Origin of the sequence: Hominimerdicola aceti (assembly GCF_025567495.1) — a bacterium.
Classification (GTDB): domain Bacteria; phylum Bacillota; class Clostridia; order Oscillospirales; family Ruminococcaceae; genus Hominimerdicola; species Hominimerdicola aceti.
Window position 1 is genome coordinate 1 of sequence record NZ_JAOQJZ010000007.1, and the last position, 12,882, is coordinate 12,882.

Sequence of the window (12,882 nt, forward strand, 5' to 3'; positions counted from 1 at the left end):
GATTTGTATTTGTGTGGTAACTTTATTTTATCAGATTTTTGCCTATCTCTCTTTTCTTTTTTCTTAATTTTGTCCAATATCTATTGTAGCACTACACTCACATCTCACAAGAGCCACGATCCCCCCTTGTCAACCCAAACAAAATATGCTATAATATAAGAGATTGTAACCTACAACCATATTAAAATACAGATATATACAGATAACGAAAGGATTAGCTATGGATACTTCCGCACTTCTTTGGTATAAGACCCCTGCAGACGATTGGAACAAAGCACTGCCCCTTGGAAACGGCAGGATAGGCGCAATGGTGTTCTCTCAGCCACTTGAAGAGAGGATTCAGCTCAATGAGGACTCCGTCTGGTCGGGCGGCTTCCGTGAAAGAAATAATAAGTCCGCACTGCCTAATCTCGAAAAAGTGAGAAAACTGCTTTTTGAGGAGAAAATAAACGAGGCTGAAAAAATAATCTATGACGCTTTCTGCGGCACGCCTGTAAATCAAAGGCACTATATGCCCCTTGGCGACATGAACGTTATACATTATAAAGAGAGCGAATGTGACTTCAAGGGCAGAAGCCTTGACCTTAACACCGCTGTCTGCACCACAGAATATGCCATAAACGGCGTTGACTACACAAGAGAAGTGTTTATCTCACAGCCCGATCAGGTGCTTGTTATGCACATAACGGCTTCCGAGAAAAAAGCGATAAGCGTCCGTGTACGCATTGATGGCAGAGATGATTATTTTGACGACAACTCGCCCGTTCATGATAATGATATCCTCTTTTACGGTGGATGTGGCTCAGAAGACGGCATAAACTTTGCCGCTTATATAAAGGTACTCCACAAGGGCGGAAAGGTCTACCCATATGGAAGCTTCATAACCTGTGAGGACTGCGACGAGGTGACTATCCTCCTTGGCGCACAGACAAGCTACCGCTGTGAGGATTACAAGGGACAGGCTGTCTTTGACGTTGAAAGAGCCGAGGAAAAAACCTATGCACAGCTTAAAGCTGACCATATCGCAGACTACAAGTCATACTATGACCGTGCGAATATCTCCCTTTGCGACAACAGCTCAGGTAATTCCACACTGCCTACAGACGAAAGACTTGCTCTTGTGAAAGAGGGCGATCCCGACAACAAGCTTATTGAAATGTATCACAATTTCGGCAGATATCTTCTTATTGCAGGCAGCCGAGAAAAGACCCTGCCTACAAATCTCCAAGGCATTTGGAACAAGGATATGTGGCCTGCTTGGGGCTGTAAATTCACTATCAATATCAATACCGAAATGAACTATTGGTGTGCAGAGAACTGTAATCTCTCAGAGCTTCATATGCCTCTTATCGACCATATCGAGAAGCTCCGTCCAAACGGCAGAAAGACCGCAAGGAATATGTATGGCTGCCGTGGCTTTGTCTGTCACCATAACACTGACATATGGGGCGACACCGCACCGCAGGACTTGTGGATACCTGGAACACAATGGCCAATGGGTGCGGCATGGCTCTGCCTGCACATATGGGAGCATTATCTCTATGTTCAGGACAGAGAGTTTCTCAGCGAGAAATATGACACCCTGAAAGAAGCGGCAGAATTTTTCCTTGACTTCCTTATCGAGGACAAAAAGGGCAGACTTGTTACCTGCCCGTCAGTTTCCCCTGAAAATACCTATCTCACAGCTTCAGGCTCAAAAGGCTCTATCTGCATAGGTCCGTCTATGGACAGCCAGATAATCTATGAGCTTTTCACTGCCGTTGCGGAAGCTTCAAAAATACTTGAAACTGACGGTGGTTTCAGAAAGAAAGTCCTTGAAGCCAGAGACAGACTTCCTGCACCTGAGATAGGCAAATACGGTCAGATAATGGAATGGGCAGAGGACTATGACGAGGTAGAGCCTGGTCACAGGCACATCTCACAGCTTTTCGCACTTTATCCTGCTGACATCATAACAATGCGAAAGACCCCTGAGCTTGCCAAAGCCGCAAGGGCTACCCTTGAAAGACGTCTTTCACACGGTGGCGGACACACAGGCTGGTCGAGGGCATGGATAATAAACCACTGGGCGAGACTTTTTGACGGCGAAAAAGTGTACGAAAATGTTATAGCACTTCTTTCAAACTCCACAAGCGAGAATATGTTCGATATGCACCCGCCTTTCCAGATAGACGGAAACTTCGGTGGCACAGCCGGTATCACGGAGGCACTTTTGCAAAGCGAGAACGGCGAGATAATTCTCCTGCCTGCACTGCCGAAAGAATGGTCGGAGGGCAGCTTCAAAGGACTTTGTGCAAGAGGCGGCTTTGTTATCGACCTTGAGTGGAAAGACTCAAAGATAACAGCCTGCCACATTCACTCAAGGTGCGGAAAGAAGTGCAGGATAGTGTGTGACAGTGTAAAGGTACACACTGCAAGCAGCGAGGTACAGACCTTGTACACAGACGGCGCAGCAGAGTTTGACACGGAAACAGGTAAAACATACACGCTCACATTCTGAGCAAAAGACAAAATTTGAGAGGATATTGAAATGAGACATTATCGGATAATGGCAGCGGCTGTTGCAGCAATTTGCACGCTGTCAGGCTGCGGAGTGCAGATAGGCAGAAACGAGAGCATGACCGCCCCCGAAAAAACATCTGTTGTAACCACAACAAAGAAACAGACAAACGATGACAGCAAGGCTGACGAGCAGGCTTTAGAAAGCTACGAAGAAACAAAGATAGTGGCAAACGCCATACCTTATGTGAAGTTTTCAAAAAGCGTTGAAGCCGAAACAGGCTCAGTTTCAGGCAAGGCGAAAGTAAAAAGCGACCGCAAGGGCTACAAGGGCAAGGGTTATGTGACGAACATTTCCACTGAGGAAGATTGGTCAAGAGAGATCGAGCTTACCGACTCACAGTATTATGACCTTACCATAACAGTGGCTTCCGATGTGCCGTGCGTGAACGGCATAGCTGTGAACGGCAAAAAGCTTCAGGATTTCTCAGCCAGCGGCTCGGGCAAGTTTGAAAAGGTGACTTTCAAGAACATCTACATAGAAAAAGGCAAGACGGCAATATCCGTTATCCCTGTGGACGGCGGACTTGACGTTGACTGCCTGACCCTCACCGCAAGCGAGGATATATCAAAGCTTGACCTTACTATATCAAAGCCTGCTCTTTCAAACAAAGACTCCGACTACAACGCAAAAGCGCTTTATCAGTATCTTTGCGAAAGCTACGGCAAGCAGGTGCTTTTGGGTCAGCATGACACCATCGGCACATCTGCTGAAACAGACATGATATACAAAACCACAGGAAAATACCCTGCAATACGTTTTGGCGACCTTATGCTTGCCACTGAAAAGGACAGCATTACCACCGACACCGAAATGAACATCGCCATGGATTGGGCTTCAAAGGACGGCATAGTGGGCTATATGTGGCACTGGGCTGCCCCTGACGACAAGCGTGAATATTATGCCGACCAGACGGATTTTGACATCAAAAAGGCAGTTACAAAGGAAAATATCGCAGAACTCAGCCTTGAGGATATCAAAAAGCTTCAAAAGGACGGCAAGGTAAGCAAAGAATGTGTTGCTGTCGTTCAGGATATCGACACCGTATCTGAGAAGCTCTCCACCCTCCGTGATGAGGGAATAGCAGTGCTTTGGCGACCGCTCCACGAGGCCAGCAACGGCGATTTCTGGTGGGGCAATGACAAGAAAGCCTACAAATGGCTTTGGAAGCTTATGTACGAGCGTCAGACGAAATACCACAAGCTGAACAATCTCATATGGGTATGGTCAGCACAGAATGCCGATTGGTATGTAGGCGACGAATACTGCGACGTGCTTTCCTGCGATGTTTATGACGACGGCAATAAGGACGCACAGGTGAACATAATGCTTTTCCTGCAAAGCATATCAAAGAACAAGCCTATTGCAATGAGCGAATGTGGAAGCTTCCCTGACATACAGAGCATTGCAGACGAAAAAGCCATGTGGGCGTTCATAGGTCAATGGGGCGGAAATTATCTTATGACCGATGACGGCAAGCTTGCTGAAGAAAACAACACCGCCGCCGAGCTTATCAAGACGTATAACAACAATCTCACTCTAACAAGGGATAAGCTCCCCGACTTCACCCACCTTGCAAGTTCCATAAAGGACACGGAAGAAAAATCCGCTGAGAGCAAAAAGAATGATAGCTCAAAGGCTGACAGCAAGACGAAGAAAGAAAATACTTCTAAAGCAGAATAGAAAAAGACCGCTGAGAACTCTCTCAGCGGCATTTTTATACCCTATTTATCTTTCAGCGCCTCAGAAAGCGTCCGCCAGCCAAGCATTGCACACCTTACTCTCGCAGGCATATGGGAAATATCCCTGAGGGCTGACGCTTCTTCAAGGCTGTCTATCTCTTCGTCAGACGCCTCGCCCCTTATCATTCTCATGAAAATATCCGCATATTCCAAAGCCCTTTCCTTGCTCTGACCTATTATCATCCCAAGCATTATATCCGTTGAAGCCTGAGATATTGCACAGCCGTCACCAACAAAAGCCCCGTCCGTAATGATATCCCCGTCAGTTTTCAGCTTTAACTGTATCTCGTCGCCGCAGCTTGGATTTATCCCGTCCAGCACAATGTCTGCGTCCTCTATATCATGCTTGAAATCAGGGTGCATATTGTGCTCCGTTAGTATCTCATTGTAAAAATTTCTATTTTCCATAACCCATTCGCTCCCTAACAGTTGAAAGACTGTCTAAAAATCTGTCTGCGTCCTCTTTGGTATTGTAAAAAGCAAAGCTTGCCCTCACTGTTGAACGATAGCCAAGGTATTCAAGCAGCGGCTGTGCGCAGTGATGACCTGCCCTGACCGCAATGCCGTCTGCCGCAAGTATCTCGCTCACGTCATGTGGGTGAACATTGTCCACAGTAAAAGTCAAAATACCATTATGCTCCTCAGCTTTCTCCGAACCAAGTATATTTATGTGAGCAATCTCTTTCATTTTCTCAAAGGCATACGCCGAAACTTCAAGCTCTCTCTTGTGTATTTCCTCAAAGCCCACGCTTTTCACATAGTCTATAGCCGATTTCAGTCCCACTGCACCTGCCGCATTGACAGTGCCAGCCTCAAACTTATGGGGCAGTTCAGCATACACCGCCGAAGTCCTTGACACCGACTCTATCATCTCGCCGCCTGTGAGAAACGGTGGCATTTTTTCGAGCAACTCACGCCTGCCGTAAAGCACGCCTATGCCCATAGGTCCATAAAGCTTGTGACCTGAAAACGCAAAGAAATCCACCCCAAGCTTTTTCACGTCCACCGCAATATGCGGCGTGCTCTGTGCACCGTCTGCCACCATAACAGCGTTCTTGCGGTGTGCAATTTCTGCAAGCTTTTCTATAGGATATTCTCTGCCAAGCACATTTGAAAGCTGCGTAACAGCCACTATCTTGGTGCGGTCTGTTATAAGTTCCTCAGCCTTGTTAAGGTCAAGACTGCCGTCCTTTTCACATTCAAGGAATTTAAGCTCCGCACCCGTCTGCCTGCAAACCATTTGCCACGGCAAAAGGTCGCTGTGGTGTTCCATTATGGAAACCACCACCTCGTCGCCCTTTTTCAAATTGGAAAGCCCATAGCTGTATGCCACAAGATTTATGCTCTCTGTGGTGTTGCGTGTAAAAATTATCTCCTGCACAGACTTCGCACCGATAAAGTCACGCACTGCCTTTCGTGCATTCTCATAATTCTCCGTTGCCTGAACGCTCAGCTCATAAATTCCACGGAGAGGGTTTGCATTGTGGCAGGTGTAAAAATCTTTTTCAGCATCAATAACGCATTTCGGTCGCTGTGCAGTTGCAGCGTTGTCGATATAAACCGTTTTATCCTGCATAAGAAGTGGAAAATCCGTCTTGTATCCCTGCATCTATCTCATTCCTCTGTATCAGTTTTTATTCCCATGTCCTCTTCAACCTCCGCAGCAAATTCGCTGTCCTCAGCCATATGGATAAGCCTTTCAACAGCGGCGTAAGCCATTATCTTCTCGGCAGTTTCTCTGTCAATGCCCCTGCTCTCAAAATAGAACATAGTGTCAGCGTCAAGCTCGCCTATAGTCGCACCGTGAGTACCCTCAACGTTTTCTTCTGCACAAAGTATCAGCGGAACAGTTTTGTTCACAACATCGTCCCCAAGCATGAGCACAGTTTCGTTCTCGCTGCCAACAGAGTCCGCAGAGCCTTTCTTAAAATCTATCGTTCCTCTGAAAACCTTTTTTGCACTGTCCGTCAAAGCGCCGTTCACAGTGATAAGGCTCTCCGTCTTTTTGCCGAAATGGTCAGCCACTATGTTATAGTCTATAGTCTGTGAATTTTTCCCCAGATAAGCGGTGTCAGCGTCTAACCTCGCTCCGTCACCGCTTAGGGTAACATGATCGTCGCTGTAGATATCTCCTCCGCCTATCATAATAGTCATAATGTGGATATGGGAATTTACCCCGCATTCCGCCCTGACCTCATGTCGCACAAGTCCGCTTTCCGACGGCTCAAGAAGCATAACGAGCTTCACCTCAGCTCCCTCCTCAAGGTCGATATTCACCCTTGACAGCATAGGAGCGTTTCCTCTGCAAACTTCAAAAATAACGCCCCTTGCGGCCTTTTCAGCCGTTACGTTCACGACCTTTTCAGTATATTCCTCTGCGCCGCTGTTGTCAAGCCTTACAGGCTCGTTCTTTTCATCTTTTTTTAAGATGATGTTTTCCTCAGTTTTCGCTGCACTTTCGCTGTCCCACTGTATCTCAGCGCTGTTTACCTTGAGGAAATTCCACGTTTTTGTCGGCAGCTTGTCTATCAGGATATTTTTAGTCATTTTAAGCACTCCTTTCCCGTCAGCCTATGCTGCCTTTCATTTCAAGTCTTATAAGATTGTTCATTTCCACCGCATATTCCACAGGCAGTTCCTTTGAAACGTTGTCCGCAAAGCCGCTTACGATAAGAGCCCTTGCGTCCTCTTCAGTCATGCCACGGCTCATAAGATAGAAAACTGAGTCGCCGCTTATGCTGCCTATCTTCGCCTCGTGACCGATAGCGGCATCCTTTGTGCGGATATCCATTGCAGGGATAGTGTCAGACCTTGACTCAGAGTCAAGCATAAGCGACTGGCATGATACCGATGACTTAGCCTTTTTCGCACTCTTTTCCACCACAACGCTGCTCCTGAATGTGCTTATTCCGCCACTCTTGCTTATTGAACGTGTGTTCATGAAGGAGCTTGTGTTCTTGCCCACATGAACTACCTTTGCGCCTGTATCGAGATTTTGTCCGCTTCCTGCGAAAGTAACTCCCGTGAACTCCATTTTGGAATTGTCGCCCTTTAAAATGCTCATAGGGTAAAGACAGCCAATGTGCGAGCCGAATGAACCTGATACCCATTCGATAGTGCCGCCCTCTTCCACAATAGCACGCTTTGTGTTAAGGTTATACATATTCTTCGACCAGTTCTCGATAGTGGAATATCTTAGCTTTGCGTTCTTCTTAACATAAAGCTCAACACAGCCTGCATGAAGATTTGCAACATTGTATTTTGGAGCAGAACAGCCCTCGATAAAATGCAGACTCGCACCCTCGTCAACTATGATAAGCGTGTGCTCAAACTGACCTGCACCCTTTGCATTAAGTCTGAAATAAGATTGAAGCGGTATAGACAGCTGCACACCCTTAGGCACATACACAAACGAGCCTCCCGACCATACTGCACCATGCAAAGCCGCAAATTTGTGATCCCTCGGTGTAACAAGCTTCATGAAATATTTTCTCACCATATCGGCATATTCGCCTTTCATGGCACTTTCGATATCCATGTAAACAACGCCCTCCTGGGCCACCTCAGAACGCACGTTATGATAAACAAGCTCAGAGTCATACTGTGCACCCACGCCTGCAAGAGATTTCCTTTCCGCCTGCGGTATGCCCAGCCTTTCAAAGGTGTCCTTTATATCCTGCGGAACGTTCTTCCAGTTGTTCTGCATTTTCGCGTTTGGTCTTACATATGTGGCAATATTGTCCATATCAAGCCCCTCGAGTGACGGCCCCCAATCAGGGGTAGGTATCTCGTTATATATCTGCAAAGCTTGAAGTCTGAACTGCTGCATCCATATAGGGTCGTTCTTTTCTTTTGATATCTTCTCTATTATTTCAGGCGTCAGACCGCTTTTTATGCGGTAAGCGTCATTTTCAACATCTTTTATATCATAAATACTGCGGTCAATATCCATGACCTGACTTTTTTCTTTCATCATTTTCACCTCGTCCTCTTGCTGCGTGTAATGGCAAAATGCCCCTTACACACTTTTATCAGATAGCCGAAAAGCCCTTTTCGTTTATCTTTTCCGCAAGCTCTGCACCGCCGTTTTTAACGATAACGCCATTTTCCATAACATGAGCGGCATCAACTGTAAGAGCCTCCAGTATCCTTGTGCTGTGTGTTATAATAAGCAGTGAGCCGTGAACACGCTCTCTGTAGAGCTTTACGCCCTGTGAAACTGTCCTTACTGCGTCAACGTCAAGGCCTGAGTCTGTTTCATCAAGTATAGCAAGCTTTGGCTCAAGCATAAGCATTTGCAATATCTCTGCCTTTTTCTTCTCACCGCCTGAAAAGCCCACGTTGAGATCTCTGTCAGAGTAAGACTCGTCCATATCGAGAAGCTTCATTGTTTCCGCAAGCTTTTTCTTGAAGTCCCAAAATCTAAGACGTGTCTTTGTTTTCTGCTCCAAGGCACTTCTTATAAACGAGCTCAGTGTAACCCCAGGCACTTCCAGCGGATTTTGGAATGACAGAAAAATGCCCTTTTTCGCACGCTCGTTCACAGGCATATCCACAATGCTTTCACCGCCAAAAACAATGTCACCCTCTGTTACAGTGTAAGCAGGGTTGCCTGTTATAGCATAACCCAGCGTAGATTTACCTGTGCCGTTAGGACCCATAAGAACGTGAGTTTCATCACTGTTCACCGTCAGGTCAACACCGTGCAAAATTTCCTTATCCCCAACGCTCACATGAAGTCCAGTTATCTTCAATAAATTATTACTTTTCATATTCTGTGTCCTTTCCTCTATCGCCTTGTCAGGCTTTGTAAAACGTCATGACATGGTTATCACGAGTTAGCTGTTCCTAATATATATTATATCACAAAAGCATAGAAAATCAATAGGAATTTTCAACAAACAATTATTCTAAACTAACTCGCATAAAGTGATGATAACAAAAAAATTCGATTTTACCCCTTGACAAATAATATTATATGACGTATAATATATTCAACGATATAGTATTATAGATCTATATAATAACAGAGCTGACTAAAGAGAGGAGAGAGTAAATGGGCTTTCCAATAAGTGCAGGACTGCTTGATTCCATGGTACTGTCGGTGGTAGACAGAGAGGATACCTATGGATATGAGATAACGCAGTTCATACGCAGTGCGGTGGACGTTTCAGAATCCACATTGTATCCTGTGCTGAAACGGCTTCAAAAAAACGAGCTGCTTGAAACCTACGATAAGGAATATATGGGCAGGAACAGACGTTATTATCATGTTACCCCAAAGGGAGAAAAAGCTCTTGAAGAATACCGTAGAGAGTGGAAGAAGCATAAGAATATGGTAGACCGTATATTATTAGAAAAAGGTGGAGAAAACACATGAACAGACTTGAGTATCTTACCCAACTACGCAGATTGCTTGAAGACGGCGGACTTGCCGAAGATGAAATAAATGACGCAATGGGGTTTTATGAGGAGATATTCCTTGATGCAGGTGCAGCCCATGAAGCTGAAACTGCCGCAAACCTCGGCTCGCCCGAAGAACTTGCCAACAAAATTTTGCAGGACAGCGGCATACACCCACAGGGCGACTCGGTATTTCAAATGGAAGCCGCCGCTGACCCATCACAGGCTCGTGATACTGACAATAATGTGCCACAGAACGGCAATTCTCTCTCAAAGCTTCTTGTTATCATCATCACAAGCCCAATATGGTTCAGCCTTATGTGTGCCTTTGCCGCAATAGCCCTGGCGATACTTTGCGCACTTTTAAGCATAATAATTGCAGTTTTCGCAACAGGCTTCTCCCTTACAATAGGCGGTATAGTAACACTTTTCACGGTCTATCCCGCAGGCATTGCCCTTATCGGTGCAGGACTTATTTGTATCGGACTTGGAGGCATGATTGTAATGCCTATTATAAGGTGCATATGGCGTGGCTGTGTAAGCCTTTTCAACAAATTCACAAACTTTGTCCATAGGTTTGTAAGCTCAAAGGCGGTGGCGTAATGGCAAAATATGATAATACAGGTGACGTAAAACGCAGACGTTTCCCATTTTTTTTGACGATATTTATTATCGGCATAGTGCTTTTCATTGTGGGCGTGGTGCTTATCAAGGTCACAAACACCAAAAGCCTTGGCAAGCGTTATTCCTACAACGAAACTTTTGACGTTGCCACTATAGATAATATGGAAATCGACCTCTCCGCAGGGGATCTCCACATCAAAAAGAGCAGTGACGAAAATATCCACGTCACAGGAGAAAATCTTCCAGAGAAGATAAATTTTTCGTCATCAAACAGCAAGCTTCAGGTCAAGACCGCCGACAGCCTTTTGCACCTTAAAGGCGGATATATCTCCTTTGACGGAAGTCAGCCTACGCTGACTATAGAGCTTCCTGAAAAAGCGTTTGACACTGTAAAGATAGACGCAGGCGCAGGACAAATGAAGCTTTCAGATCTGACCTGTGAAAACCTCGACATAGATTTCGGTGCAGGAAGCTCAGAGGTCATTAACGTCACCTGCAAAAATGAAGCCGACTTTGACCTTGGAGTAGGAAAAACAGTTTTCAAAGACTGCACTTTTAACGATTCCGACTTTGACTGCGGGGTAGGCGAAACAGACTTTTCAGGAAAGCTTCTCGGCGACGCTGATATAGACGGCGGCATAGGAAGTATAAATTTTGATATCGACGGCTGCAAAAACGACTATAAGATAAAATCAGACAGCAAAGTGAAAATAAATAGCACAACAGAAGAGAACGAGCTTCTCTACAAAATAAAACTTGACATTGACAACGGTATAGGCGAAATTTCGCTTAATTTCAGATAAGGAGTGATAGAAATGGCAAAGCCACTTTACAAATTAAGAGAAGGCAGGATAATTTCAGGCGTTTGCGCAGGACTAGCGGAGTATTTCAACATCGACGTGAACATAGTCCGTATCTGTGCAGTGCTTATAGGCTGTGCAGGCGGTGCAGGAGTTATCGCATATATTGCGGCTGCAATGCTTCTGCCTGAGAGATAAGACCGTACTAAAAACAAAAACCACGGCTGAATGTAAACTCAGCCGTGGTTTTTTACGTCTTAACAAATATCTTTTCTGTTCATGAAAGTATGTGACCAATGCACAAAATTGCCGCACCAAAACTGTGCAAACAAATGATTTATATTTTAATTTGGCAACAATTCTGCAATTGTTGCATTTTTTATGCAACAAAACACCTCTTTTCCGGGATAAGTAGGAGGTGATAAACATGGAAGCAGTAATAGCGGCGTTCATAGCGGCGGCCGCCAGCATAGCCTGCCAGCTTATAATAGCTCGTTCGGGAGCTAAAGAAAACAAAAAATCACAGGAAGCCACCGAACGGCTTATTATATATAGAATAGATAGGCTGGAACAAACAGTTTCCGAGCATAACGCACTCATCTCGAGAATGGCGGCAGCGGAACAAAAGATAACAGACATGGAAAGGGAGAGATATTCATGAAAGAAAGAATCGCAAAGCTCATTGACGTAAAATCGCTTGTCACACTGCTTATGACAAGCGTGTTCTGTATCCTCACGCTGAAAGGGATAGTCAGCGGAGAGCAGTTCATCACAGTTTTCACCGTGGTGATATCATTTTACTTTGGCGTACAGACGGCAAAAAAATCTGGAGGTGACGGCAATGGAAAAAGCTAAGGGCATAGACGTTTCCCATTGGCAGGGGAGAATAGATTTTGACAAGGTGAAGTCACAGGGTTACAGCTTTGTGATGATAAACGCAGGCTACGGCAAGTACATCAGTCAAAAAGACGAAAATTTCGAGAAGAACTATGCCGCCGCCAGAAAGGCTGGTCTTAATATCGGCACATACTGGTATTCCTACGCCCTTACAGAAGCCGATGCACTTGCGGAAGCGAAAACTTTTCTTGAAGCGGTCAAAGGCAAGAAGTTTGAATATCCCCTCGCCTTTGATATCGAGGACGCTTCCCAAAGTGAGCTTCCAAACGCTGCCATAAACAAAATTATAGAAACCTTCTGCGACTATCTCGAAAGCAACGGCTACTATGCGGCTGTCTACAGCTACGCAAACTTTTTCAAGCGCAAGGTATCAGACTCCGTAAAAAGCCGCTACGACATTTGGGTGGCACACTTTGACGTTGCAAAGCCTGCCATATCAAACTATGGAATGTGGCAGTATACAAGCAAAGGAACTGTAAACGGTGTTTCCGACCGCTGTGATTGCAACTACGCCTACAAAGACTACCCTGCCATAATGAAGAAAAAGTGCCTTAACCTTTACCCTTCCAACGCAAAAAATCTCGATACCACAGGCTACAAAAAAGGTGATAAAGGCAATGGTGTCCTTGCACTGAAATATCTTCTTATGCTTGCAAAGAAAAAGGGTATGCACAATATCAACCTTGATAAAAACGATATTTTTGGTGCAGGTACTCAGAAAGCCGTGAACAATATACTCAAAAACCACAGCTATTCACAAAACGGCATAGCAGGCAAGAAATTCATCGACCTCATTGGCAATGAACTTCTAAAATAACCACAAACCATAGCCACACTTGTAGGGGCGAACAACGTT

Annotated in this window: 14 protein-coding genes; 9 read left to right on the forward strand and 5 right to left on the reverse strand. The window is 45.3% G+C overall.

Annotated elements, in window-relative coordinates:
* The first annotated feature begins 220 nt into the window (after positions 1-220).
* Together OCV57_RS07690 and OCV57_RS07695 are read left to right on the forward strand one after the other, a co-directional pair.
* A complete protein-coding gene (locus OCV57_RS07690) occupies positions 221-2,500 on the forward strand; it encodes a glycoside hydrolase family 95 protein (RefSeq protein WP_267301066.1) in 2,280 nt (759 codons plus the stop codon).
* 30 nt (positions 2,501-2,530) lie between these two features.
* Positions 2,531-4,243: a glycosyl hydrolase gene (locus OCV57_RS07695; RefSeq protein WP_267301067.1), complete on the forward strand. Its 1,713-nt coding sequence runs from the start codon at positions 2,531-2,533 to the stop codon at positions 4,241-4,243.
* A 41-nt stretch (positions 4,244-4,284) separates the two neighbouring features.
* On the opposite strand, the gene sufU is transcribed toward OCV57_RS07695, so the two are convergent.
* Genes sufU through sufC form a run of 5 tightly spaced genes read right to left on the reverse strand, consistent with a single transcriptional unit; the run spans position 4,285 to position 9,074 of the window.
* Complete coding sequence (sufU, locus tag OCV57_RS07700) at positions 4,285-4,710, reverse strand: Fe-S cluster assembly sulfur transfer protein SufU (RefSeq protein WP_267301068.1); 426 nt, start codon at positions 4,708-4,710, stop codon at positions 4,285-4,287.
* Entirely contained in the window at positions 4,700-5,911 is a 1,212-nt protein-coding gene (locus OCV57_RS07705; RefSeq protein ID WP_195249391.1) for an aminotransferase class V-fold PLP-dependent enzyme, read from the reverse strand. Before OCV57_RS07705 ends, sufU begins: the two co-directional genes overlap by 11 nt.
* A 5-nt stretch (positions 5,912-5,916) precedes the next feature.
* Entirely contained in the window at positions 5,917-6,849 is a 933-nt protein-coding gene (locus tag OCV57_RS07710; protein WP_267301069.1) for a SufB/SufD family protein, read from the reverse strand.
* A 19-nt stretch (positions 6,850-6,868) separates the two neighbouring features.
* Positions 6,869-8,275, reverse strand: a complete 1,407-nt coding sequence (sufB, locus tag OCV57_RS07715) for a Fe-S cluster assembly protein SufB (protein WP_267301158.1) — start codon at positions 8,273-8,275, stop codon at positions 6,869-6,871.
* Positions 8,276-8,333: 58 nt separating this feature from the next.
* Positions 8,334-9,074 carry a Fe-S cluster assembly ATPase SufC gene (gene sufC / locus OCV57_RS07720; protein WP_267301070.1) on the reverse strand — a complete coding sequence of 247 codons (741 nt, stop codon included), beginning with the start codon at positions 9,072-9,074 and terminating at the stop codon, positions 8,334-8,336.
* Positions 9,075-9,358: 284 nt separating this feature from the next.
* On the opposite strand from sufC, the gene OCV57_RS07725 reads away from it, so the two are divergent.
* The 7 genes from OCV57_RS07725 to OCV57_RS07755 all read left to right on the forward strand — a co-directional run bounded on the left by OCV57_RS07725 (position 9,359) and on the right by OCV57_RS07755 (position 12,843).
* A complete protein-coding gene (locus OCV57_RS07725; RefSeq protein WP_002851767.1) occupies positions 9,359-9,682 on the forward strand; it encodes a PadR family transcriptional regulator in 324 nt (107 codons plus the stop codon).
* Complete coding sequence (locus tag OCV57_RS07730; RefSeq protein ID WP_195387947.1) at positions 9,679-10,308, forward strand: DUF1700 domain-containing protein; 630 nt, start codon at positions 9,679-9,681, stop codon at positions 10,306-10,308. Before OCV57_RS07725 ends, OCV57_RS07730 begins: the two co-directional genes overlap by 4 nt.
* On the forward strand, positions 10,308-11,132 hold the full coding sequence (locus OCV57_RS07735; protein WP_267301071.1) for a DUF4097 domain-containing protein: 825 nt from the start codon (positions 10,308-10,310) through the stop codon (positions 11,130-11,132). Before OCV57_RS07730 ends, OCV57_RS07735 begins: the two co-directional genes overlap by 1 nt.
* A gap of 12 nt (positions 11,133-11,144) precedes the next feature.
* Entirely contained in the window at positions 11,145-11,327 is a 183-nt protein-coding gene (locus tag OCV57_RS07740; RefSeq protein WP_038672624.1) for a PspC domain-containing protein, read from the forward strand.
* A 229-nt stretch (positions 11,328-11,556) separates the two neighbouring features.
* Positions 11,557-11,790, forward strand: coding sequence for a hypothetical protein (locus OCV57_RS07745; protein ID WP_038672626.1), 234 nt, complete (start codon positions 11,557-11,559; stop codon positions 11,788-11,790).
* Positions 11,787-11,984: a hypothetical protein gene (locus OCV57_RS07750; RefSeq protein WP_138336627.1), complete on the forward strand. Its 198-nt coding sequence runs from the start codon at positions 11,787-11,789 to the stop codon at positions 11,982-11,984. Before OCV57_RS07745 ends, OCV57_RS07750 begins: the two co-directional genes overlap by 4 nt.
* Positions 11,971-12,843 carry a glycoside hydrolase family 25 protein gene (locus OCV57_RS07755; protein WP_267301072.1) on the forward strand — a complete coding sequence of 291 codons (873 nt, stop codon included), beginning with the start codon at positions 11,971-11,973 and terminating at the stop codon, positions 12,841-12,843. The genes OCV57_RS07750 and OCV57_RS07755 overlap by 14 nt, the downstream gene beginning before the upstream one ends.
* Positions 12,844-12,882 lie beyond the last annotated feature (39 nt).

Coding starts and splice junctions, on each gene's coding strand:
- OCV57_RS07690 (WP_267301066.1), top strand. CDS start 221: ATGGATACTTCCGCACTTCTTTGGTATAAGACCCCTGCAGACGATTGG.
- OCV57_RS07695 (WP_267301067.1), top strand. CDS start 2,531: ATGAGACATTATCGGATAATGGCAGCGGCTGTTGCAGCAATTTGCACG.
- sufU (WP_267301068.1), bottom strand. CDS start 4,710: ATGGAAAATAGAAATTTTTACAATGAGATACTAACGGAGCACAATATG.
- OCV57_RS07705 (WP_195249391.1), bottom strand. CDS start 5,911: ATGCAGGGATACAAGACGGATTTTCCACTTCTTATGCAGGATAAAACG.
- OCV57_RS07710 (WP_267301069.1), bottom strand. CDS start 6,849: ATGACTAAAAATATCCTGATAGACAAGCTGCCGACAAAAACGTGGAAT.
- sufB (WP_267301158.1), bottom strand. CDS start 8,275: ATGAAAGAAAAAAGTCAGGTCATGGATATTGACCGCAGTATTTATGAT.
- sufC (WP_267301070.1), bottom strand. CDS start 9,074: ATGAAAAGTAATAATTTATTGAAGATAACTGGACTTCATGTGAGCGTT.
- OCV57_RS07725 (WP_002851767.1), top strand. CDS start 9,359: ATGGGCTTTCCAATAAGTGCAGGACTGCTTGATTCCATGGTACTGTCG.
- OCV57_RS07730 (WP_195387947.1), top strand. CDS start 9,679: ATGAACAGACTTGAGTATCTTACCCAACTACGCAGATTGCTTGAAGAC.
- OCV57_RS07735 (WP_267301071.1), top strand. CDS start 10,308: ATGGCAAAATATGATAATACAGGTGACGTAAAACGCAGACGTTTCCCA.
- OCV57_RS07740 (WP_038672624.1), top strand. CDS start 11,145: ATGGCAAAGCCACTTTACAAATTAAGAGAAGGCAGGATAATTTCAGGC.
- OCV57_RS07745 (WP_038672626.1), top strand. CDS start 11,557: ATGGAAGCAGTAATAGCGGCGTTCATAGCGGCGGCCGCCAGCATAGCC.
- OCV57_RS07750 (WP_138336627.1), top strand. CDS start 11,787: ATGAAAGAAAGAATCGCAAAGCTCATTGACGTAAAATCGCTTGTCACA.
- OCV57_RS07755 (WP_267301072.1), top strand. CDS start 11,971: ATGGAAAAAGCTAAGGGCATAGACGTTTCCCATTGGCAGGGGAGAATA.